At 70.6% G+C, this 15,512-nt stretch carries 14 protein-coding genes; 8 read left to right on the forward strand and 6 right to left on the reverse strand.

The window, feature by feature from the left end:
* Positions 1 to 176 precede the first annotated feature (176 nt).
* Positions 177 to 689: a hypothetical protein gene (locus QM638_RS07825; protein WP_415141393.1), complete on the reverse strand. Its 513-nt coding sequence runs from the start codon at positions 687 to 689 to the stop codon at positions 177 to 179.
* Positions 690 to 875: 186 nt separating this feature from the next.
* Here QM638_RS07825 and QM638_RS07830 point away from each other — a divergent pair, with 186 nt between their 5' ends.
* From QM638_RS07830 to QM638_RS07840, 3 genes are all read left to right on the forward strand, one after another.
* Positions 876 to 1,676 carry a GNAT family N-acetyltransferase gene (locus tag QM638_RS07830; protein WP_415141394.1) on the forward strand — a complete coding sequence of 267 codons (801 nt, stop codon included), beginning with the start codon at positions 876 to 878 and terminating at the stop codon, positions 1,674 to 1,676.
* A 95-nt stretch (positions 1,677 to 1,771) separates the two neighbouring features.
* Entirely contained in the window at positions 1,772 to 2,965 is a 1,194-nt protein-coding gene (locus tag QM638_RS07835) for a glycosyltransferase family 4 protein (RefSeq protein WP_415141395.1), read from the forward strand.
* Between the two features lie 68 nt (positions 2,966 to 3,033).
* Positions 3,034 to 4,146: an enoyl-CoA hydratase/isomerase family protein gene (locus QM638_RS07840; RefSeq protein WP_415141396.1), complete on the forward strand. Its 1,113-nt coding sequence runs from the start codon at positions 3,034 to 3,036 to the stop codon at positions 4,144 to 4,146.
* Positions 4,147 to 4,256: 110 nt separating this feature from the next.
* On the opposite strand, the gene QM638_RS07845 is transcribed toward QM638_RS07840, so the two are convergent.
* The 4 genes from QM638_RS07845 to QM638_RS07860 form a co-directional block, all read right to left on the reverse strand.
* Positions 4,257 to 5,351, reverse strand: coding sequence for an LOG family protein (locus QM638_RS07845; protein ID WP_415141397.1), 1,095 nt, complete (start codon positions 5,349 to 5,351; stop codon positions 4,257 to 4,259).
* Between the two features lie 9 nt (positions 5,352 to 5,360).
* Positions 5,361 to 6,239 (reverse strand): serine protein kinase RIO, encoded by an 879-nt coding sequence (locus QM638_RS07850; RefSeq protein ID WP_415141398.1) that lies wholly within the window; start codon positions 6,237 to 6,239, stop codon positions 5,361 to 5,363.
* Between the two features lie 209 nt (positions 6,240 to 6,448).
* A complete protein-coding gene (locus QM638_RS07855; RefSeq protein WP_415141399.1) occupies positions 6,449 to 7,852 on the reverse strand; it encodes an NAD(P)/FAD-dependent oxidoreductase in 1,404 nt (467 codons plus the stop codon).
* Positions 7,849 to 8,316: an Lrp/AsnC family transcriptional regulator gene (locus QM638_RS07860; RefSeq protein WP_415141400.1), complete on the reverse strand. Its 468-nt coding sequence runs from the start codon at positions 8,314 to 8,316 to the stop codon at positions 7,849 to 7,851. The genes QM638_RS07855 and QM638_RS07860 overlap by 4 nt, the downstream gene beginning before the upstream one ends.
* 201 nt (positions 8,317 to 8,517) lie before the next feature.
* On the opposite strand from QM638_RS07860, the gene QM638_RS07865 reads away from it, so the two are divergent.
* From QM638_RS07865 to QM638_RS07885, 5 genes are all read left to right on the forward strand, one after another.
* Entirely contained in the window at positions 8,518 to 9,711 is a 1,194-nt protein-coding gene (locus QM638_RS07865; protein ID WP_415141401.1) for an ABC transporter substrate-binding protein, read from the forward strand.
* Positions 9,695 to 10,822 carry an ABC transporter ATP-binding protein gene (locus QM638_RS07870; protein ID WP_415141403.1) on the forward strand — a complete coding sequence of 376 codons (1,128 nt, stop codon included), beginning with the start codon at positions 9,695 to 9,697 and terminating at the stop codon, positions 10,820 to 10,822. Before QM638_RS07865 ends, QM638_RS07870 begins: the two co-directional genes overlap by 17 nt.
* Positions 10,822 to 11,670, forward strand: coding sequence for an ABC transporter permease (locus QM638_RS07875; protein WP_415141404.1), 849 nt, complete (start codon positions 10,822 to 10,824; stop codon positions 11,668 to 11,670). Before QM638_RS07870 ends, QM638_RS07875 begins: the two co-directional genes overlap by 1 nt.
* Before the next feature lie 5 nt (positions 11,671 to 11,675).
* Positions 11,676 to 12,974, forward strand: a complete 1,299-nt coding sequence (locus tag QM638_RS07880; protein WP_415141409.1) for an ABC transporter permease — start codon at positions 11,676 to 11,678, stop codon at positions 12,972 to 12,974.
* Between the two features lie 62 nt (positions 12,975 to 13,036).
* Entirely contained in the window at positions 13,037 to 14,410 is a 1,374-nt protein-coding gene (locus tag QM638_RS07885; RefSeq protein WP_415141405.1) for an NAD(P)/FAD-dependent oxidoreductase, read from the forward strand.
* An 83-nt stretch (positions 14,411 to 14,493) separates the two neighbouring features.
* On the opposite strand, the gene QM638_RS07890 is transcribed toward QM638_RS07885, so the two are convergent.
* Positions 14,494 to 15,477 (reverse strand): hypothetical protein, encoded by a 984-nt coding sequence (locus QM638_RS07890; RefSeq protein ID WP_415141406.1) that lies wholly within the window; start codon positions 15,475 to 15,477, stop codon positions 14,494 to 14,496.
* Positions 15,478 to 15,512: the final 35 nt, after the last annotated feature.

The following is a 15,512-nucleotide window of genomic DNA, read 5'->3' on the forward strand; positions in this document are numbered from 1 at the left end:
GGTGGAGCCGAGTCGACCCGTTGGCTCTGTTGGCTGGGTACGCCGTGACCGAACCCGTCGAGGACGTCTATCGCACCGTGTGGCACCGCATCGCGGTGGAGGCGTCGCGCCTCCGACCCGGCCGGCGAGCGGGAGTTCGTGCGCAGGCTGGAGGCCGCGGTCATCCCGGCGACGGCCTACGAGGGGCGCGGCCGACCGCGGTGCTGTTCGCTGAGCCGTTTGAGGTTGAGAAGCTGCCTGCGGGCCATCACCAGGTCGCCCAGGACCACCGCATCCGCGTAGCGGCCGCCCTTGGCGCGCACGATCTTGAGCAGCAGCCGAGTCGACGCGCCGTCCGGCACGAGCAGGTAGGACATGTGGAAGCCGCCGATGAGGGCGGTCAGCGAGATCGCGTGCTCGACGGCGACGACGCGTCCGATCCGACGCCCCGCGGTTGCGCTGAAGGGGTCTCCGATCTCGGGGTCCGGCAGCCCACGGAGCTCCCGCGGCGACCGACGACCGAGGTTGTCGATCCAGTCGTAGGAGTACGGGGCGAGCCGGATCTGCACGATCCACGGCCAGATCTCCGCCGGCGATGCGCCGACCGAGACGCCTCGCCAGGCCTGGACCGCAGCGTCGGGCACGAGTGCGTCGCAGGGGTACTCCAGGGCGATCTCCGCGTCGGTGACGCCCCAGCGATCTCCGATCATCTCGGCAGGGTAACCGCTGCCTCACCCATCGCCGCTGCCTCACCCCATCGGCGCAGCGTCGGCCGCGAGGCCGGCGTGCTGCCGACGGCTCCGGCGCCGCGGCCGGGGCGGCTACGCTGACCCGCGGTGCACGACGGTTCGTGGACACGCCGCGGGCCTCGGCCGCTTCGAGGAGGGGCGTATCCGATGAACCCGGCGAACCCGGTGGACCTGGACGCCTCGGCGGTCGTGGCGGCCAGCAACGACTGGGTCTGGTATCCCGACGACGCCCAGGTGATCGACACCGCTGACTACCTGCTGGTCGACTGGCCGGCCTACCTCGCCAAGCCACCGGAGGTGCTGCGGGTGCGGTCCGCTCGTGCCAGCGCCGAGCTCCTCGACGAGATCGCCGCCCAGGCGCGCGCTTGGGGCGCGACCCGGGTCACGGTGTGGGTGCGCCTGGACGCACCGGCGAACCTGGCGCAGGAACTCCTCCGGCGCGGGGCCGAGGTCGGCGAGGATCTCGACGTACTGGCCCTCGATCTGAGTGCGGCGGCGCCGGCGTTGCCGGTCCCGGAGGCCGTCCGGCTGCGGTGGCAGCGGGACCTGGACACCGCCCGGGACGCGCACCGGGTCGCCCTGGCGGCGTTCGAGGAGGGCACGATGCCCGACCCGGGGCGGCTGAGGGTGCTGGCGGAGGCCGCCCGGGTGGACCTGGCCGCCGGTCGCGGCGGCACCGTGATCGCCTATCTGGACGGTGAGCCGGTGGCGTCCGCCGGTCTCACCATGGCGAGCGGCGTCGCTCGGCTGTGGGGCGGAGGAGTGATCCCCTCGGCTCGTGGCCGTGGCGCCTATCGGGCGACGCTCGCCGCCCGCCTCGGCTACGCACGTCGGTACGGCGCCACCATGGCCCTGGTCAAGGGGCGGGTGCTGACCTCGGGGCCGATCCTGCGCCGGGCCGGCTTCGCGGTCTTCGGCAAGGAGCTCTGCTACCGCCTGCCGGTGTGAGCATCGGTCCGCGAGACGCCGTTGGTCACACGGGATTCACCGACACGTCAGCCGGCGCACCGTCACCGTTGCCACAGCCGGCACAGCATGGAGACATGACCGCTCGATTCGAGCTCAGCATCTCGCCTGCCGGGGACCCGGCAGGCCTCGCCGTCGACGACGACCGGCTGCGCGTGCTGGTCGTCACCGAATCCTTCCTTCCCCAGATCAACGGCGTGACCAACTCGGTCCGTCGCGTGCTCGAGCATCTCCGCGCCACCGGGCATCTGGCCGAGCTGGTGGCGCCGACCGGCCCCACCACGTACGCCGGCTTCCGGGTGACCCGCGCCCGTGGCGCCAACCTGTGGTTCTACCGCGAGTTCCGACTCGGCATCGAGACCCGCCGGCGGCTGCGGCACGTGATGATCCGGTTCCGGCCCGACGTGGTCCACATCGCCTCGCCCGCCACCCTGGGCTACCAGGCCGCACGGGTCGCGGCCGAGCTCGGCATTCCGAGCGTGGCCATCTACCAGACGGATCTGGTCGGCTTCGCCGCCCGTTATCCGGTGGCCGGCGGGGTCGCGGCCGCGGCGGCGCTCACCCGCCGGATCCATCTCGGCGTGGATCGCACCCTGGCCCCCAGCACCGCGAGCCTCACCCAGCTCGATCGGCTGGGCGTGACCCGCACGGCGCTATGGCCGCGCGGGGTGGACGTCGAGACCTTCCACCCCTCCCGGATTGACCATCAGCTGCGCCACAGGCTCGCACCCGATGGCCGTCTCATCGTCGGCTACGTCGGCCGGCTCGCCGCGGAGAAGGAGCTGGAGCTGCTCGGCGAGCTCGACCGCGACGAGCGCTGCCAGGTGGTCCTGGTCGGCGGTGGCCCCGAGGAGCAGCGGCTGCGCTCCCGGCTGCCGCATGCGACGTTCCTCGGCGTCCTGCACGGTGAGGAGCTCGGCACCGCGTACGCCTCCTTCGACGTCTTCGTCCACACGGGTCGGCACGAGACGTTCTGCCAGTCGGCACAGGAGGCGCTCGCCTCCGGCGTGCCGGTGGTCGCGCCCCGGTCGGGTGGTCCGGTGGACCTCGTCCGCGACGGGGTGACCGGGTTCTTGTACCGGCCCGGCGACGCCTCCGCGTTGACGGCGTACGTCGACCGGCTGCGCCAGCATCCGGCGGAGCGGTACCGGATGGGCCGGTCCGCGCGGATGAGCGTCGCGCACAAGTCGTGGGCGGCGGTCAACGACGCGCTGATCGAGCACTACCGCGACGTGATCGCCGAACGGCGCTCCTGGCGGCGGGTCGGCTGAGCCCCCCACGGCTGGGCGGGGGACGGCGCGCCGGCGGGGGCGGACCGGCCCTTGGCTACCATGCCGCGGTGACCAACTCCGCCCGGGCCGATCCGTCGCTCGACACCGACGAGGTCCGCGCGGTGGTCGAGGGCCGGCTCGGCCGGCTCACCCTGGATCGCCCGCGGGCGATCAACGCCCTCACCCCGGCCATGGTCGGCGCCCTGCGGCGCCAGCTCTTGGCCTGGCGTGAGGACCCGGCCGTCGACGCGGTCTGGCTCGACGGTGCCGGCGATCGTGGTCTGTGTGCCGGCGGTGACATCAAGCGGGTGCGCGACCTGATCGTCGCGGGCGAGCTCGGCGAGCTGCGGGACTTCTGGGCCGAGGAGTATCTGCTCGACCGGCTCATCGCGCGCTACCCGAAGCCGGTCGTCGCGATCGCGCACGGCATGACCATGGGCGGCGGCCTGGGGCTCGCCGGCCACGCCAGCCACTGCGTGGTGACCGAGTCCACCCGGATCGCGATGCCGGAGGTGGCGATCGGTCTCGCCCCGGACGTCGCGGGGCTGTGGCTGCTCTCCCGGCTGCCGAGCGAGATCGGCACCCTGGCCGCGCTGAGCGGTCGACGGCTGGACGCGACCGAGTCCCTGGCCACCGGGCTGGCGCGCCACTTCGTGCCCGGCAACCGGATCGAGCGCACCCGGGCACGGCTGGCCGCCGCCGACCGGTTGGATGCGGTCCGGATCGCCGAGCTGCTCGCCGGGCCCGGCCCCGCATCGCCGGCGTCACCCGGACCGAGCGGGATGCTCGCCGACGCCGACCTGGTCGCGCGCACCTTCGCCGGCGCGGACCTGAGGGCGATCCTCGGCCGGCTGCGCGCGCTGACCGAGCGGGACGACGTACCCACCTGGGCGGCGGAGGCGTACGCCGCGATCAGTGCGGGATCACCGACCGCGCTCGCGGTCACCCTGGCGGGCCTGCGCCGCGCGGAGACGATGTCGGCGCCGGAGGAGTGCTGGATCCAGGACCTCCGGGTGTGCCAGCACTTCGCCCGCGGTCACGACCTGAGCGAGGGGATCAGGGCGCAGGTGGTCGACAAGGACCGCAACCCCCGTTGGCGGCCGGCCCGACCGGACGAGGTCACCCGGGACGCCGTGCTCGAGTACTTCGCGCCGATCGGACCGGACCTCAGCTTCGAGTGACGCGTCCGGGCCGGCTCGGGGACTGGCCCGGCGACTGACCCAAGGACCGACTCGGCGGTCTTAGGGACCGATTCGGCGGTTCCAAGGACCAACTCGGCGGTTCTACGGAACTATTCGACGAGGGTGGCCGCCTCCTCCAGGGTGTCGACCAGGTGCACCTGGTCCTGCATCGGGCGGTCCCGCGCCAGCGCGCGCAGCAGTGGCCAGACGGGCAGCTCGCGGGTCCAGTGCTCGATGCCGACCAGGATCATCGGCGCCAGCGCGGAGGCGTCGGCGTAGTAGTTCTCGCAGGCGTCCTGGAAGACCTCCTGCACGGTGCCGCCGGCCCCGGGGAGGAAGACGATGCCGGCGTCGCAGACCTGGAGCAGGATCGCCTCCCGGGTGGCGTTGCGGAAGAACTTGGCGATGGCGCCGGCGAAGACGTTCGGGGGCTCGTGCCCGTAGTGCCAGGTCGGGATCCCCAGGGAGCGGTCCACCGCGCCGGGCCCCGTCGCACGCACCCGCATCGCCACCTGCACCCAGGCCGGGATCGAGGGCCGGAAGGACGGTACGGCGGCCAGCGTGGTCAGCGCGTGGTCCAGGTCGCCCGGACGGTCGGCGAGCCAGGCGCCCAGGTTGGCCGCCTCCATCGCGCCGGGGCCACCCCCGGTGGCGACCACGTGGGTGCGACCGAGCAGCGACCCCAGCCGGGCGGCTTGGGCGTAGCCGTCCTCGCCACGAGCCAGGGCGTGTCCGCCCATCACCCCGACCACCCCCGTCCCGGCGCGGCGGCGGATCGCCAACCAGTCGGCGAGCGCCTCGTCGATGGCATGGTCGTGCAGGGTGCGGGCGAGCTCGTCGTCGCTGCGCTCGGAGGCCTGCGACCAGGCGTAGGCGCGGGCGTCGAGGGAGTGGGGATAGGCCGGGTCGTCGTACAGCTCCTCGGCGGTGTAGAGGGCGGTGCGGTAGGGGTCCACCGGCACCTTCTCGATCCGGGGCAGCACCAGCGCGCCGGCCTGCTCGGCCCGGGCGGCGTCGCCGGCGGCGAACGTACAGCCCAGGAAGGTGGCGCCGGTCAGCCGCACCCGGTCGAGCACGGCGCCGTAGGTGCGCAGGTCGAGTCCGTGCAGCCGCCAGCCGCGCAGGTCGCTCGCGCCGTGGGCGATCCTGGCGTCCAGCTCGGCGAGGGAGTCGATGACGACGATGCGGCCGCGGCGACGCTTCACGCCGACAACCTAGCCACGCGAGAACGCGTGCGCCATCAGCTCGGCGAACAGCTCCTGCTCGTCCAGGTCGAGTCCGCGGCCACGGAACCAACGACACATGGTCGCGCAGTCGCGCAGGAGATAGTCGAAGCCGGACGGATTGCCGACCAGGTCGACCGTCTGCGGCAGGTCGATGATCACCAGCCGGTCGCCGGCGGCGAGCACGTTGTACGGCGACAGGTCGCCGTGCACCAGCCCGGCCTGCACCATCGTGGCCAGCGCGTCTCGCAGCTGCTCGGCGTAGCCGTCGAGCAACTCCGGATCCGGGCGGGTCTGGGCGAGCCGGGGCGCCGTCTGGCGCCCGTCCTCGTCGAGCATGGTGATCCACTCCATCAGGATCTCGGTGCCGTCGATCTGCACCGGGTAGGGCACCGGCAGCCCGAGTCGGTGGCAGCGCACCAGGGCGTCCCACTCGGCGCTCGCCCACTCGTACCGGGCCACCTCCCGCCCCCAGGTCGACCCGCGCCTGACCGCGCGGGCGTCGCGCGAGCGCTTGGTGCCGCGTCCCTCGGTGTAGCTCGCGGCGCGGTGGAAGTCGCGGTGCTCGCCGCTGCGGTAGCGCTTGGCGACCATCACCACCGAGGCGGCCGGGTCGCGCGGATCGGTGCGGTCGAGCAGGAAGGCGTCGGCCTCCTTGCCGCTCTTCAAGACACCGAGGTCGGTGTCGATGGCGCCCTGCGAGGTCACCACCCAGTCCGGGCGGGGCTCGGGGCCGCGGCACAGCGGCTCGACGTCGAGCCAGGTGGACCAGCGCTGGCCGTCGGCCAGGGCGTCGTAGGCGGTGTAGTCGAAGACGAACGCGGGGTCGATCCCGGCGACGCGATCAGGTGAGGAGGGCTCCTCGGTCATGGTGGCTCCAACGATGAGAGGGACGGTCTGCGGACAGGCCAGGGACAGTGATCGACATGGCACTGCTCCTCTCATCTGCTCCCGCCTACGGGAGACTCACGGCGATGCGGCGCCGACAAGCATCCGGCGTGCTTCCCACGCCCGCAACCGATTTTCTCCTCGGCGATCCACCCGGTTCGGGTCCAGGCGAGGGATCGGTCGCGGCGAGCTCAGCCCAGCAGCGGGGCCATCGCCCGGGCGACCAGGCTCTGCCGGCCGGTGCGATGCTCCTCCGCGTCGGCCAGCGAGGTCGCGGTCAGTCCGGCGTTCACCCCGAGCCAGCGCAGCGGCTCCGGCTCCCAGGCCGGCGAGCGATGGCCCACCCACGGCAGCGCGGTCAGCTCGGTCTCGGCGCCCAGGATCAGGTCGCGCAGCGTCCGGCCGGCCAGGTTCGTGGTCGAGACGCCGTCACCGACGTACCCACCGGCGCTGGCCAGCCCGGTCTCGGGGGAGTGCTCCACCGAGGCGCACCAGTCTCGCGAGATGCCGAGCACGCCGCCCCAACGATGGGTGACCCGGTGCCCGCGAAGCACCGGGAACATCTCCACCAGGCTCGCCCACAGCCGCCGGTGGGTGGCCAGGCCGTCGCCGGGCAGCCGGTCGGTCCGGGACCCGAAGCCGTACGGCGCCCCACGACCCCCGAAGACCAGCCTGTCGTCGGCGGTGCGCTGCCCGTAGACGATCAGGTGACGATGGTCGGAGAAGGTCTCCCGCTCGGCCAATCCGATCTCGCGCCAGACCCGCTCGCCCAGCGGCTCGGTGGCGATGATCAGCGACCACACCGGGATCACCGCCCGGTGCAGTGAGGCCGGCCGGCGCAGGTCCGGGGTGTAGCCCTCGGTCGCGCGCACCACCGTCTGGGCGCGCACCGTCCCCCGCTCGGTGCGCACCAGGTGCGGCTCGATCCCGGTCACCCGGGTCTGCTCGAGGATCCGGCCGCCGCGGGCCTCCACCGCCCGGGCCAGCCCACGGGCCAGCTTCGCCGGGTGGATCGCGGCACAGTCGGGGGTGTAGGTGCCGCCCAGGGTGCCGGCGGCGGCCAGTCGCGCCCGGGCCGCGTCGGCGTCCAGCAGCACCGGTGCGGTCAGGCCCCACGCCCGGGCATGCTCGGCCTCGTGCTCGGCGCGCGCCAGCTGGGCCGCCGTGCGCGCCAGCACCACCGTGCCGCCCTTGACGATGTCGGCCTCGATGCCCTCGTCCGCGGCCGCGCGGATCACCTCGTCCACGCTGTGCCGCATGGCGGCCTGCTGGGCCAGGGCGCCCTCGCGACCGCCGAGCTCGGCCAGCGACTCCAGCGAGGCGGGGAAGAGGGCCGAACACCAGCCGCCGTTGCGTCCGGAGGCGCCGAACCCGGCCACCTCGGCCTCCAGCACCACCACCCGCAGGTCCGGTCGTTCGGCCAGCAGGTAGTACGCCGTCCACAGCCCGGTGTAGCCGGCCCCGACGATCGCCACGTCGGCGGTCGTCTCGCCGTCCAACCCCGGCCGGGGGGTCCAGGACTCTCCCGCGGTGGCGTGCCACAGCGACGTCTCGGCGTACGGCCGCCGGTGCGCGTCGTATGCCCGGCCGCTCACCGCACACCCCAGGAGTAGGTCTGCTTGCGCAGCGAGAGGTACATGAACGTCTCGGTCTCGCGGACCCCGTCGATGCCGCGGATCTTGCCGGAGACCAGCTCCAGCAGCGCCTCGTCGCTCTCGGCCACCACCTCGACCAACAGGTCGTGGGTGCCGGCGGTGATCACCACGTAGTCCACCTCGTCCAGCTCGGCGAGCGCGTCGGCGACCGGCTCGATCCGACCGCTCACCTTGACGCCGATCATCGCCTGCCGGGCGAAGCCGAGCTCGAGCGGATCGGTGACGGCGACCACCTGCATGATGCCGCTCTCCACCAGGCGCTGCACGCGCTGTCGTACGGCGGCCTCGGAGAGCCCCACCTCCTTGCCGATCGCCGCATAGGAACGTCGACCGTCCTGCTGGAGTTGCGCGATGATCTGCTTGTTGGACTCGTCGAGAGTGCGTAACGACTGGGTGCGGGTCATGGGCCAAGTCAACCGCCTCGGCGGCCGCAACGGAAGGCCGACACATGCGGAAGCAGGCTTGAGCGCGCCATTTTTCAAGCGATTTCGTTGCAAACGCGTTAATGATCCACCGGATCCCTTGTTGCGCGCGGATCTTCATGACACGATCCACGGCAGCAAAGGACGGACTGCTCGCCTCGGGCGGGCCGCGAAGGGAGTCGGATGAGGATCCAGCCGACACCGCGCCGGGGACCCATCTCCCGGCGAGGGCTGCTCACCGGAACAGGTGGGGTGGCGTTTCTCGGGGTGAGCGCGGCGGTGCTGCCGCTGTTCTCCACGCCGAACAAGCACCAGAACCCGGCCACCTGCCGGGCCACCGACCGCTCGGCGACCGACAAGAGGCTGGTGGTCAGCAACTGGCCGCTGTACATCGACGAGGACGATCCGAAGCACGACTACGTCTCCACGCTCACCCGGTTCGAGCGACACTTCGGCGTCGACGTCACCTACAACGCGGACGTCAACGACAACGTGCAGTTCTTCTCCAAGGTGGTCAACCAGCTCGGCTCGTGCTCCTCGACCGGCCGGGACATGTTCATGCTCACCGACTGGATGGCCGCCCGGATGATCCAGATGGGCTGGATCCAGCCCATGGAGGCGGCCCATGTGCCGAACCTGCACAACAACATCATCTCCTCGCTCCGCGCTCCCGACTGGGACCCGAAGCGGCAGTACTCGGCGCCATGGCAGGCGGGCTTCACCGGCATCGGCTACAACGACAAGTACCTGGACAACCCACCGCGCACGATCAAGGAGCTGTTCACCCGCTCCGACCTGCACGGCAAGATCAGCGTGATGACCGAGATGCGCGACACCATGGGGCTGGTCATGCTCGCGCTGGGCTACGACCCGGCCAAGTTCACCCAGGCCCAGTGGGAGGAGTCGATCGCCTTCCTGGAGAAGGCGAAGAGCAGCGGTCAGATCCGGGCCTTCCAGGGGCAGGAGTACACCGACGACCTGACCTCGGGCAATGTGCTGGCCTGCATGGCGTGGTCCGGTGACATGGCCGCCTCCTCCGACCCGCACTCCAAGTTCATGGTGCCGGAGGAGGGGATGATGATCTGGTCGGACAACATGCTGATCCCGAACATGACCAGTCATCAGCGGATCGCCGAGGAATGGGTCAACTGGTACTACCGGCCCGAGATAGCCGCCTACCTCGCCAACTACAACTGGTACGTCAGCCCGGTGCAGGGAACGCAGAAGTACGCCCGGAAGATCGATCCGGAGGCGGCGGAGAACCCGCTGATCTTCCCCGACGAGGAGTACCTCAAGCAGACCCACCAGTTCATGGCGCTGGAGGAGTACCAGATCCGCAACTACGAAGGGGACTTTTCCGATGTCTCAGGCGTCTGAGGGCCGCGATCTGCGCCTGACCCAGGTGGAGAAGCAGTTCGCCGCGTTCACTGCAGTTCACCCGCTGGACCTGGTGGTCCCGCAGGGCACGTTCTTCGCGCTCCTCGGCCCGTCCGGCTGTGGGAAGACCACCACCCTGCGGATGGTCGCCGGGCTGGAGACCCCGACCGCCGGCACGATCTCGATCGGCGACGCCGAGATCACCTACGAGAAGCCCTACAAGCGGCCGGTCAACACCGTCTTCCAGAACTACGCGTTGTTCCCGCATCTCACCATCGTGGACAACGTCGCCTTCGGGCTGAAGCGACGCGGGGTCAGGGACACCCGCAAACAGGTCGCGGACATGCTCGAGCTGGTCGAGCTGACCACCCAGGCCACCAAGAAGCCGGCCCAGCTCTCCGGTGGTCAGCAGCAGCGGGTGGCGCTCGCCCGGGCGCTGATCAACCACCCCGAGGTGCTGCTGCTCGACGAGCCGCTGGGTGCGCTCGACCTCAAGCTGCGCCGCGCGATGCAGCTGGAGCTCAAGCGGATCCAGATCGAGGTCGGCCTCACCTTCGTGCACGTCACCCACGATCAGGAGGAGGCCATGACGATGGCCGACACCATCGCGGTGATGAACGCCGGCCGGGTGGAGCAGATGGGCTCGCCCGCCGAACTGTACGAGAACCCCCAGACCACCTTCGTGGCGAACTTCCTGGGCCAGTCCAACCTGATCGCGGGCGCCGTCCAGGAGACGGGCAACGGGGTGGTGCGCGTCGACATGCACGGCACCGCCGTCTCGATCCCGGCCGAGCGGGCGCACGTCAACGCCGGCAAGGCCTGGGTCGGGATCCGCCCCGAGAAGGTGCTCATCGCGCCCGCCGGCGAGCCGATCGACGCACCCGGCAACCACATGAGGGGCGCGGTCATCGTCGACACCAGCTTCATCGGGGTCAGCACCCAGTACGTCGTACGGATGCCGTGGGGGCAGGAGCTGACCGTCTTCGAGCAGAACACCGGTGCCCGGGGTGTGATGGCGCCCGGCACCACCGTCGACGTCTCCTGGCGCCCGGAGTTCGCCTTCCTGCTCGACGCGAACCAGGACGTGAACGCCGGCACCGAGGAGGAGTGATGTTCACAAAGAGGTGGTTGCCGTACTGGCTCATCCTCCCGGCGGCGATCTGGCTCGGTCTCTTCTTCGTCGTACCGTTCTACTCGCTGGTCGCCAGCAGTCTCTTCGACCCGCACGGGTCGGTGCTGACCGGCTACCAGGTCACCTTCCACTTCGACAACTTCGTCGACGTGGTGCAGAAGTACTGGCCGCACATGTGGCGGGCGATGTGGTGGGCGGTGGTGGCGACGCTGCTGTGCCTGGTGCTCGGCTACGTCCTCGCCTACGCGATCGCGTTCAAGACCGGCCGGTGGAAGAACCTCGTGCTCATCATGGTGGTCGCGCCGTTCTTCACCAGCTTCCTGATCCGCACCTACGCCTGGAAGCTGATCCTGGCCGACAAGGGCTGGGTGGTGCACGCGCTGCAGTCGGTGCACATCCTGGGAGCCGACGGCCGGATCATCCAGACCCCGGTGGCCGCCATCGCCGGTCTGACCTACAACTTCCTGCCGTTCGCGATCCTGCCGCTCTACACCAGCATCGAGAAGCTGGACCGGCGACTGATCGAGGCGGCCGGCGACCTGTACGCCAACCCGATGAAGACGTTCTGGAAGGTCACCTTCCCGCTGACCCTGCCCGGGATCGTCGGTGCCACGCTGCTGACCTTCATCCCGGCGGTCGGCGACTACATCAACGCCGAGCTGCTCGGCAGCACCAACGACCGGGTGGTCGGCCAGGACATCCAGAGCCTGTTCACCACCACCGGCGACTACGCCTCGGCCGGTGCGCTCTCGGTGATCTTGATGCTCGTCATCCTGGTGATGACCCTGGCCTATGTCCGCAAGGCGGGGACGGAGGAACTGCTGTGACCCCGATGACCCCGACCAGCCCGACCAGCCCGACGACGCCGAGCGGCACCACCCCGCCTCAGGCCGGTCGTCCGGTGAGCCTGACCGCCGGCGCCGAGGTGGCGCGAGCGATGTGCGGGATCGCGACGTTGGGGCTCTTCCTGGGCGTCTTCGGCGCCGCGATGTATCGCTACAGCCACGAGAACACCGGTTGGAACATGTCCGGGCCGATCTTCGGCTTCTTCGAGATCGCCCTCGCGGTGACGATGGCGTTCTCGATCTACGGCATCCGGGTGGCCAGCCGGACCCTGGCCGAGGACGCGCGCAGCCGTGACCAGTTGGCCGGTCTGGGTCTGGTCGCGGCGGTGGTGTCGCTGATCGTGATGGCCCGGCTGTTCGCCGCCGACCACACCGTGCCCGGGCTGGTCGCACTGGTGTGGGCCGTGCTCGCGGTGGCGTGCGTCGCGGCGGTGTCCACCCGCGCCGCCAACGAGTGGATGCAGTCGCGCTCCCCGATCCTCAACGTCGGACGCTGGATCCAGGGCAACGTGGTCGCCTTCGTCGGCGTCGGGGTGATGCTGTTCCTCTACATCCCGAACATGGTCGTCGCGGCGATGAGCTTCAACTACGAGACCGGGAAGCACACCGTCTACCAGTGGTACAGCTTCACCTGGAGCAACTGGACCAACGTCTGCAAGCCGCAGGGGATGTGCGACTCGCTGGTCACCAGCCTGTGGATCGGCGTGGTCGCCACCCTGATCGCCACCGTGATCGGGACCCTCGCGGCGTTCGCGCTGGTGCGTCATCGGTTCCTCGGGCGCAGCTCGTCGAACATCGTGCTGTTCCTGCCGATGGCGACCCCGGAGATCGTGATGGGCTCCTCGCTGCTGGCGCTCTTCGTCGCGCTGCGCCTGGGCGGCCACCTCGGCCACACCACCATCATCATCGCGCACGTGATGTTCTGCCTGTCCTACGTCGTGATGACGGTCAAGGCCCGCCTCGCCGGCATGGACCGCACCCTGGAGCAGGCCGCGATGGACCTCTACGCCACCGAGGTGCAGACCTTCTGGAAGGTCACCTTCCCGCTGGTCTTCCCCGGCATCCTGTCGGCATCGCTGCTGAGCTTCTCGCTCTCCTTCGACGACTACATCGTCACCAACCTCAACGCCGGCACCACCACCACGTTCCCGATGTACGTCTGGGGCGCGGCTCAGCGCGGGCTCCCCATGCAGGTCAACGTGGTCGGGACGTTCATGTTCCTGCTGGCCATCGTCCTGGTCGTCACCGCCGACCTGGTCGGCCGCCGCCGGGCGCGCAGCGCCTGAGCGCCCGCCGGCCCCTCGCCTCATCACCCCGTCACTCCACCCAAGGAACCGAACCGATATCCATGCTGCATCCCACCCTGGCCGACGCGAAGACCAAGGTTGCCTGGCTCGACGACCCGGACCGTCCCACCCGCACCGCTCCACTGGTCGATGACATCGAGGCGGATCTCGCCGTCGTCGGCGGTGGCTACACCGGTCTGTGGACCGCGTTGTTGGCCGCCGAGGCCGGCCGCTCCGTGGTGCTGGTGGAGCAGGAGGGCTGCGGGGACGGCGCGAGCGGTCGCAACGGTGGCTTCGTCAGCGCCTCGCTGACCCACGGCTTCGGCAACGGCCTGGCGCGCTGGCCCGACGAGCTCGACCGGCTCGACGAGCTGGGCGCGCAGAATCTGCGCGAGATGGGTGAGACGATCGCCAGGCTCGGCATCGACTGCGACTTCCATCTCGCCGGCGAGCTCTCCATCGCGGCCACCCGGTCCGACCTGGAGGGGCTGCGCGAGGAGTACGAGGAGATGAGGGCGCGCGGCCGGGACGTGCGCTGGCTCGAGCCGTCCGAGATCGGCGCGCGCAGCGAGAGCTTCCTCGGCGGCGTGCTGGAGCCGAACGCAGCCCTGGTGGAGCCGGCCAGGCTGGCCTGGGGACTGCGCCAGGCCTGTCTGGACGCAGGCGTGCGCCTCTATGAGTCCACCCCCGTGCACACGCTGAGCGACACCGGCCAGCGCGTCGTACTCTCCACGCCGCAGGGAAGCGTCAGCGCCGACAAGGTGGCGTTGGGCAGCAACGCCTGGGCCCCGCTGGTCAAGGGCCCAGGCAGCCGGATCGTGCCGGTCTACGACTATGTGCTGATGAGCGAGCCGCTGACCGACGAGCAGTGGGAGGCGCTGGGCTGGCACGACGGGTACGGTCTGGCCGACGCCTCGCCGCTGTTCGTCTACTACCGGCTGACCAGGGACCGACGGATCCTGTGGGGCGGCTACGACGCCGTCTATCACTTCGGCGGCCGCACCGGACGTGACCTGGAGGTCGAGCCGACCACGCACGAGCGGCTCGCGCAGATCTTCCGCGCCCGGTTCCCCCAGGTCGCTGAGCTGCGCTGGGAGTACCGCTGGGCGGGCGTGATCGACACCTGCAGCCGGTTCTCCGCGTTCTTCGGCACCGCGCACCAGGGCAAGGTCGCCTACGCGCTCGGTTACACCGGGCTCGGCGTGGGGGCGACCCGGTTCGGCGCCCAGGTGATGCTCGACCTGCTCTCCGGTGCCCAGACGCCGCGCACCAGACTGGAGATGGTGCGCACCAAGCCGCTGCCGTTCCCACCCGAGCCGATCCGGTGGGCGGGCATCAACCTCACCCGGCGCGCGATGGCCAAGGAGGCGGCCACCGGCCGCCACGGTCCCTGGCTCCGCCTCCTCGACAAACTGGGCCTGGGCTTCGACTCCTGAGACTCCTGAGGTCCCCCCACGGCGAGCAGAGCCAAATGGTCGCCCTGGGGGCGGCGAGCAGAGCCAGGTGGTCAACCTGTGGCTCAGAGGATGAAGCTCCTCGACCCCGCGCTCGCCCGCGCGGCAAGGGCCGCTCTCCGCAGTCGTACGTCGACATCCTGTGAACGACCGAAGACGTTGGCCCTGGTGAACACCTCGATGAGGTACCGGAAGTCGCGCTCGATCCAGGCCCGCCGGTCCTCGTCATGCTCCACGTCGGCGTCACTGGAGTGGAACCTCTCCCCGTCGTACTCGGCGGCGAAGAGCCACTCCCGGAGCCCCATGTCGAGTCGCGCGACCTCGACGCCGTCGACCTGGAGCGAGATCTGGAGCTCTGGAGGTGGCAGGCCTATGTCCAGCCAACGGTTGTAGAGGGCGGCTTCGCCCATCGACTCCAGTCTGGCGTCGACGCGCGGGACCGCGATCCTCAGGCCCACCACGCCTCGCGCACCCTTGAACTCGGGAACACGCGCCAGCAGCGCTTCCTTGTCGAAGGCACCGGTGGCCAGCAGGTTGCTCATTCCCCAGACCCGCATGTCCATCGTCGGTTCGAGGCGGCCGAGGTCGAGCGCCGTACGCAGCTCCGTCGTCAGGACAAGGCCGTTGAGCTCGCGCAGGTCGCCGTCGCGAATGGCTCGCTCCCCGCTGACCAGGATCGGACCGGTGAGACGGCGCTTGCCGCTGGGACGGAAGCACGAGATCGACGGCATCGCGAGGTGCTCGTTGGGCGCGAGCGCACTCGACCCGGTGTAGATCCACGCGGCCGTCCGGTCGCAGATGAAGGAATCGGGGGCGAGGACCGAGGAGAGCGCACGACAGCGCAGGTCGATCGAGTCGGGCACCTCCGCCGCGACATAGACCGAGTGGAGCACGCGACGTACGGCGCCGCCGGCGATCAGCCGCTTGAGTCTGGCTGGAGTGATCCCGTGGTCGGCCGCCTGAGTGCGGGTGAATGGCTCCTCGCAAGGCAGGCCGAGCCCCAGGTCGGCCAGTGAGGGGAGCGCCGGTGGTGAGAGTGAAGGTGACATGCCGCGTGGTCTGCCCACCGGAACCGGTGGGCAGA

This window comes from Nocardioides sp., from assembly GCF_047606145.1.
Classification (GTDB): domain Bacteria; phylum Actinomycetota; class Actinomycetes; order Propionibacteriales; family Nocardioidaceae; genus Nocardioides.

Coding starts and splice junctions, on each gene's coding strand:
- QM638_RS07825 (WP_415141393.1), bottom strand. CDS start 689: ATGATCGGAGATCGCTGGGGCGTCACCGACGCGGAGATCGCCCTGGAG.
- QM638_RS07830 (WP_415141394.1), top strand. CDS start 876: ATGAACCCGGCGAACCCGGTGGACCTGGACGCCTCGGCGGTCGTGGCG.
- QM638_RS07835 (WP_415141395.1), top strand. CDS start 1,772: ATGACCGCTCGATTCGAGCTCAGCATCTCGCCTGCCGGGGACCCGGCA.
- QM638_RS07850 (WP_415141398.1), bottom strand. CDS start 6,239: ATGACCGAGGAGCCCTCCTCACCTGATCGCGTCGCCGGGATCGACCCC.
- QM638_RS07860 (WP_415141400.1), bottom strand. CDS start 8,316: ATGACCCGCACCCAGTCGTTACGCACTCTCGACGAGTCCAACAAGCAG.
- QM638_RS07865 (WP_415141401.1), top strand. CDS start 8,518: ATGAGGATCCAGCCGACACCGCGCCGGGGACCCATCTCCCGGCGAGGG.
- QM638_RS07870 (WP_415141403.1), top strand. CDS start 9,695: ATGTCTCAGGCGTCTGAGGGCCGCGATCTGCGCCTGACCCAGGTGGAG.
- QM638_RS07875 (WP_415141404.1), top strand. CDS start 10,822: ATGTTCACAAAGAGGTGGTTGCCGTACTGGCTCATCCTCCCGGCGGCG.
- QM638_RS07880 (WP_415141409.1), top strand. CDS start 11,676: ATGACCCCGACCAGCCCGACCAGCCCGACGACGCCGAGCGGCACCACC.
- QM638_RS07885 (WP_415141405.1), top strand. CDS start 13,037: ATGCTGCATCCCACCCTGGCCGACGCGAAGACCAAGGTTGCCTGGCTC.
- QM638_RS07890 (WP_415141406.1), bottom strand. CDS start 15,477: ATGTCACCTTCACTCTCACCACCGGCGCTCCCCTCACTGGCCGACCTG.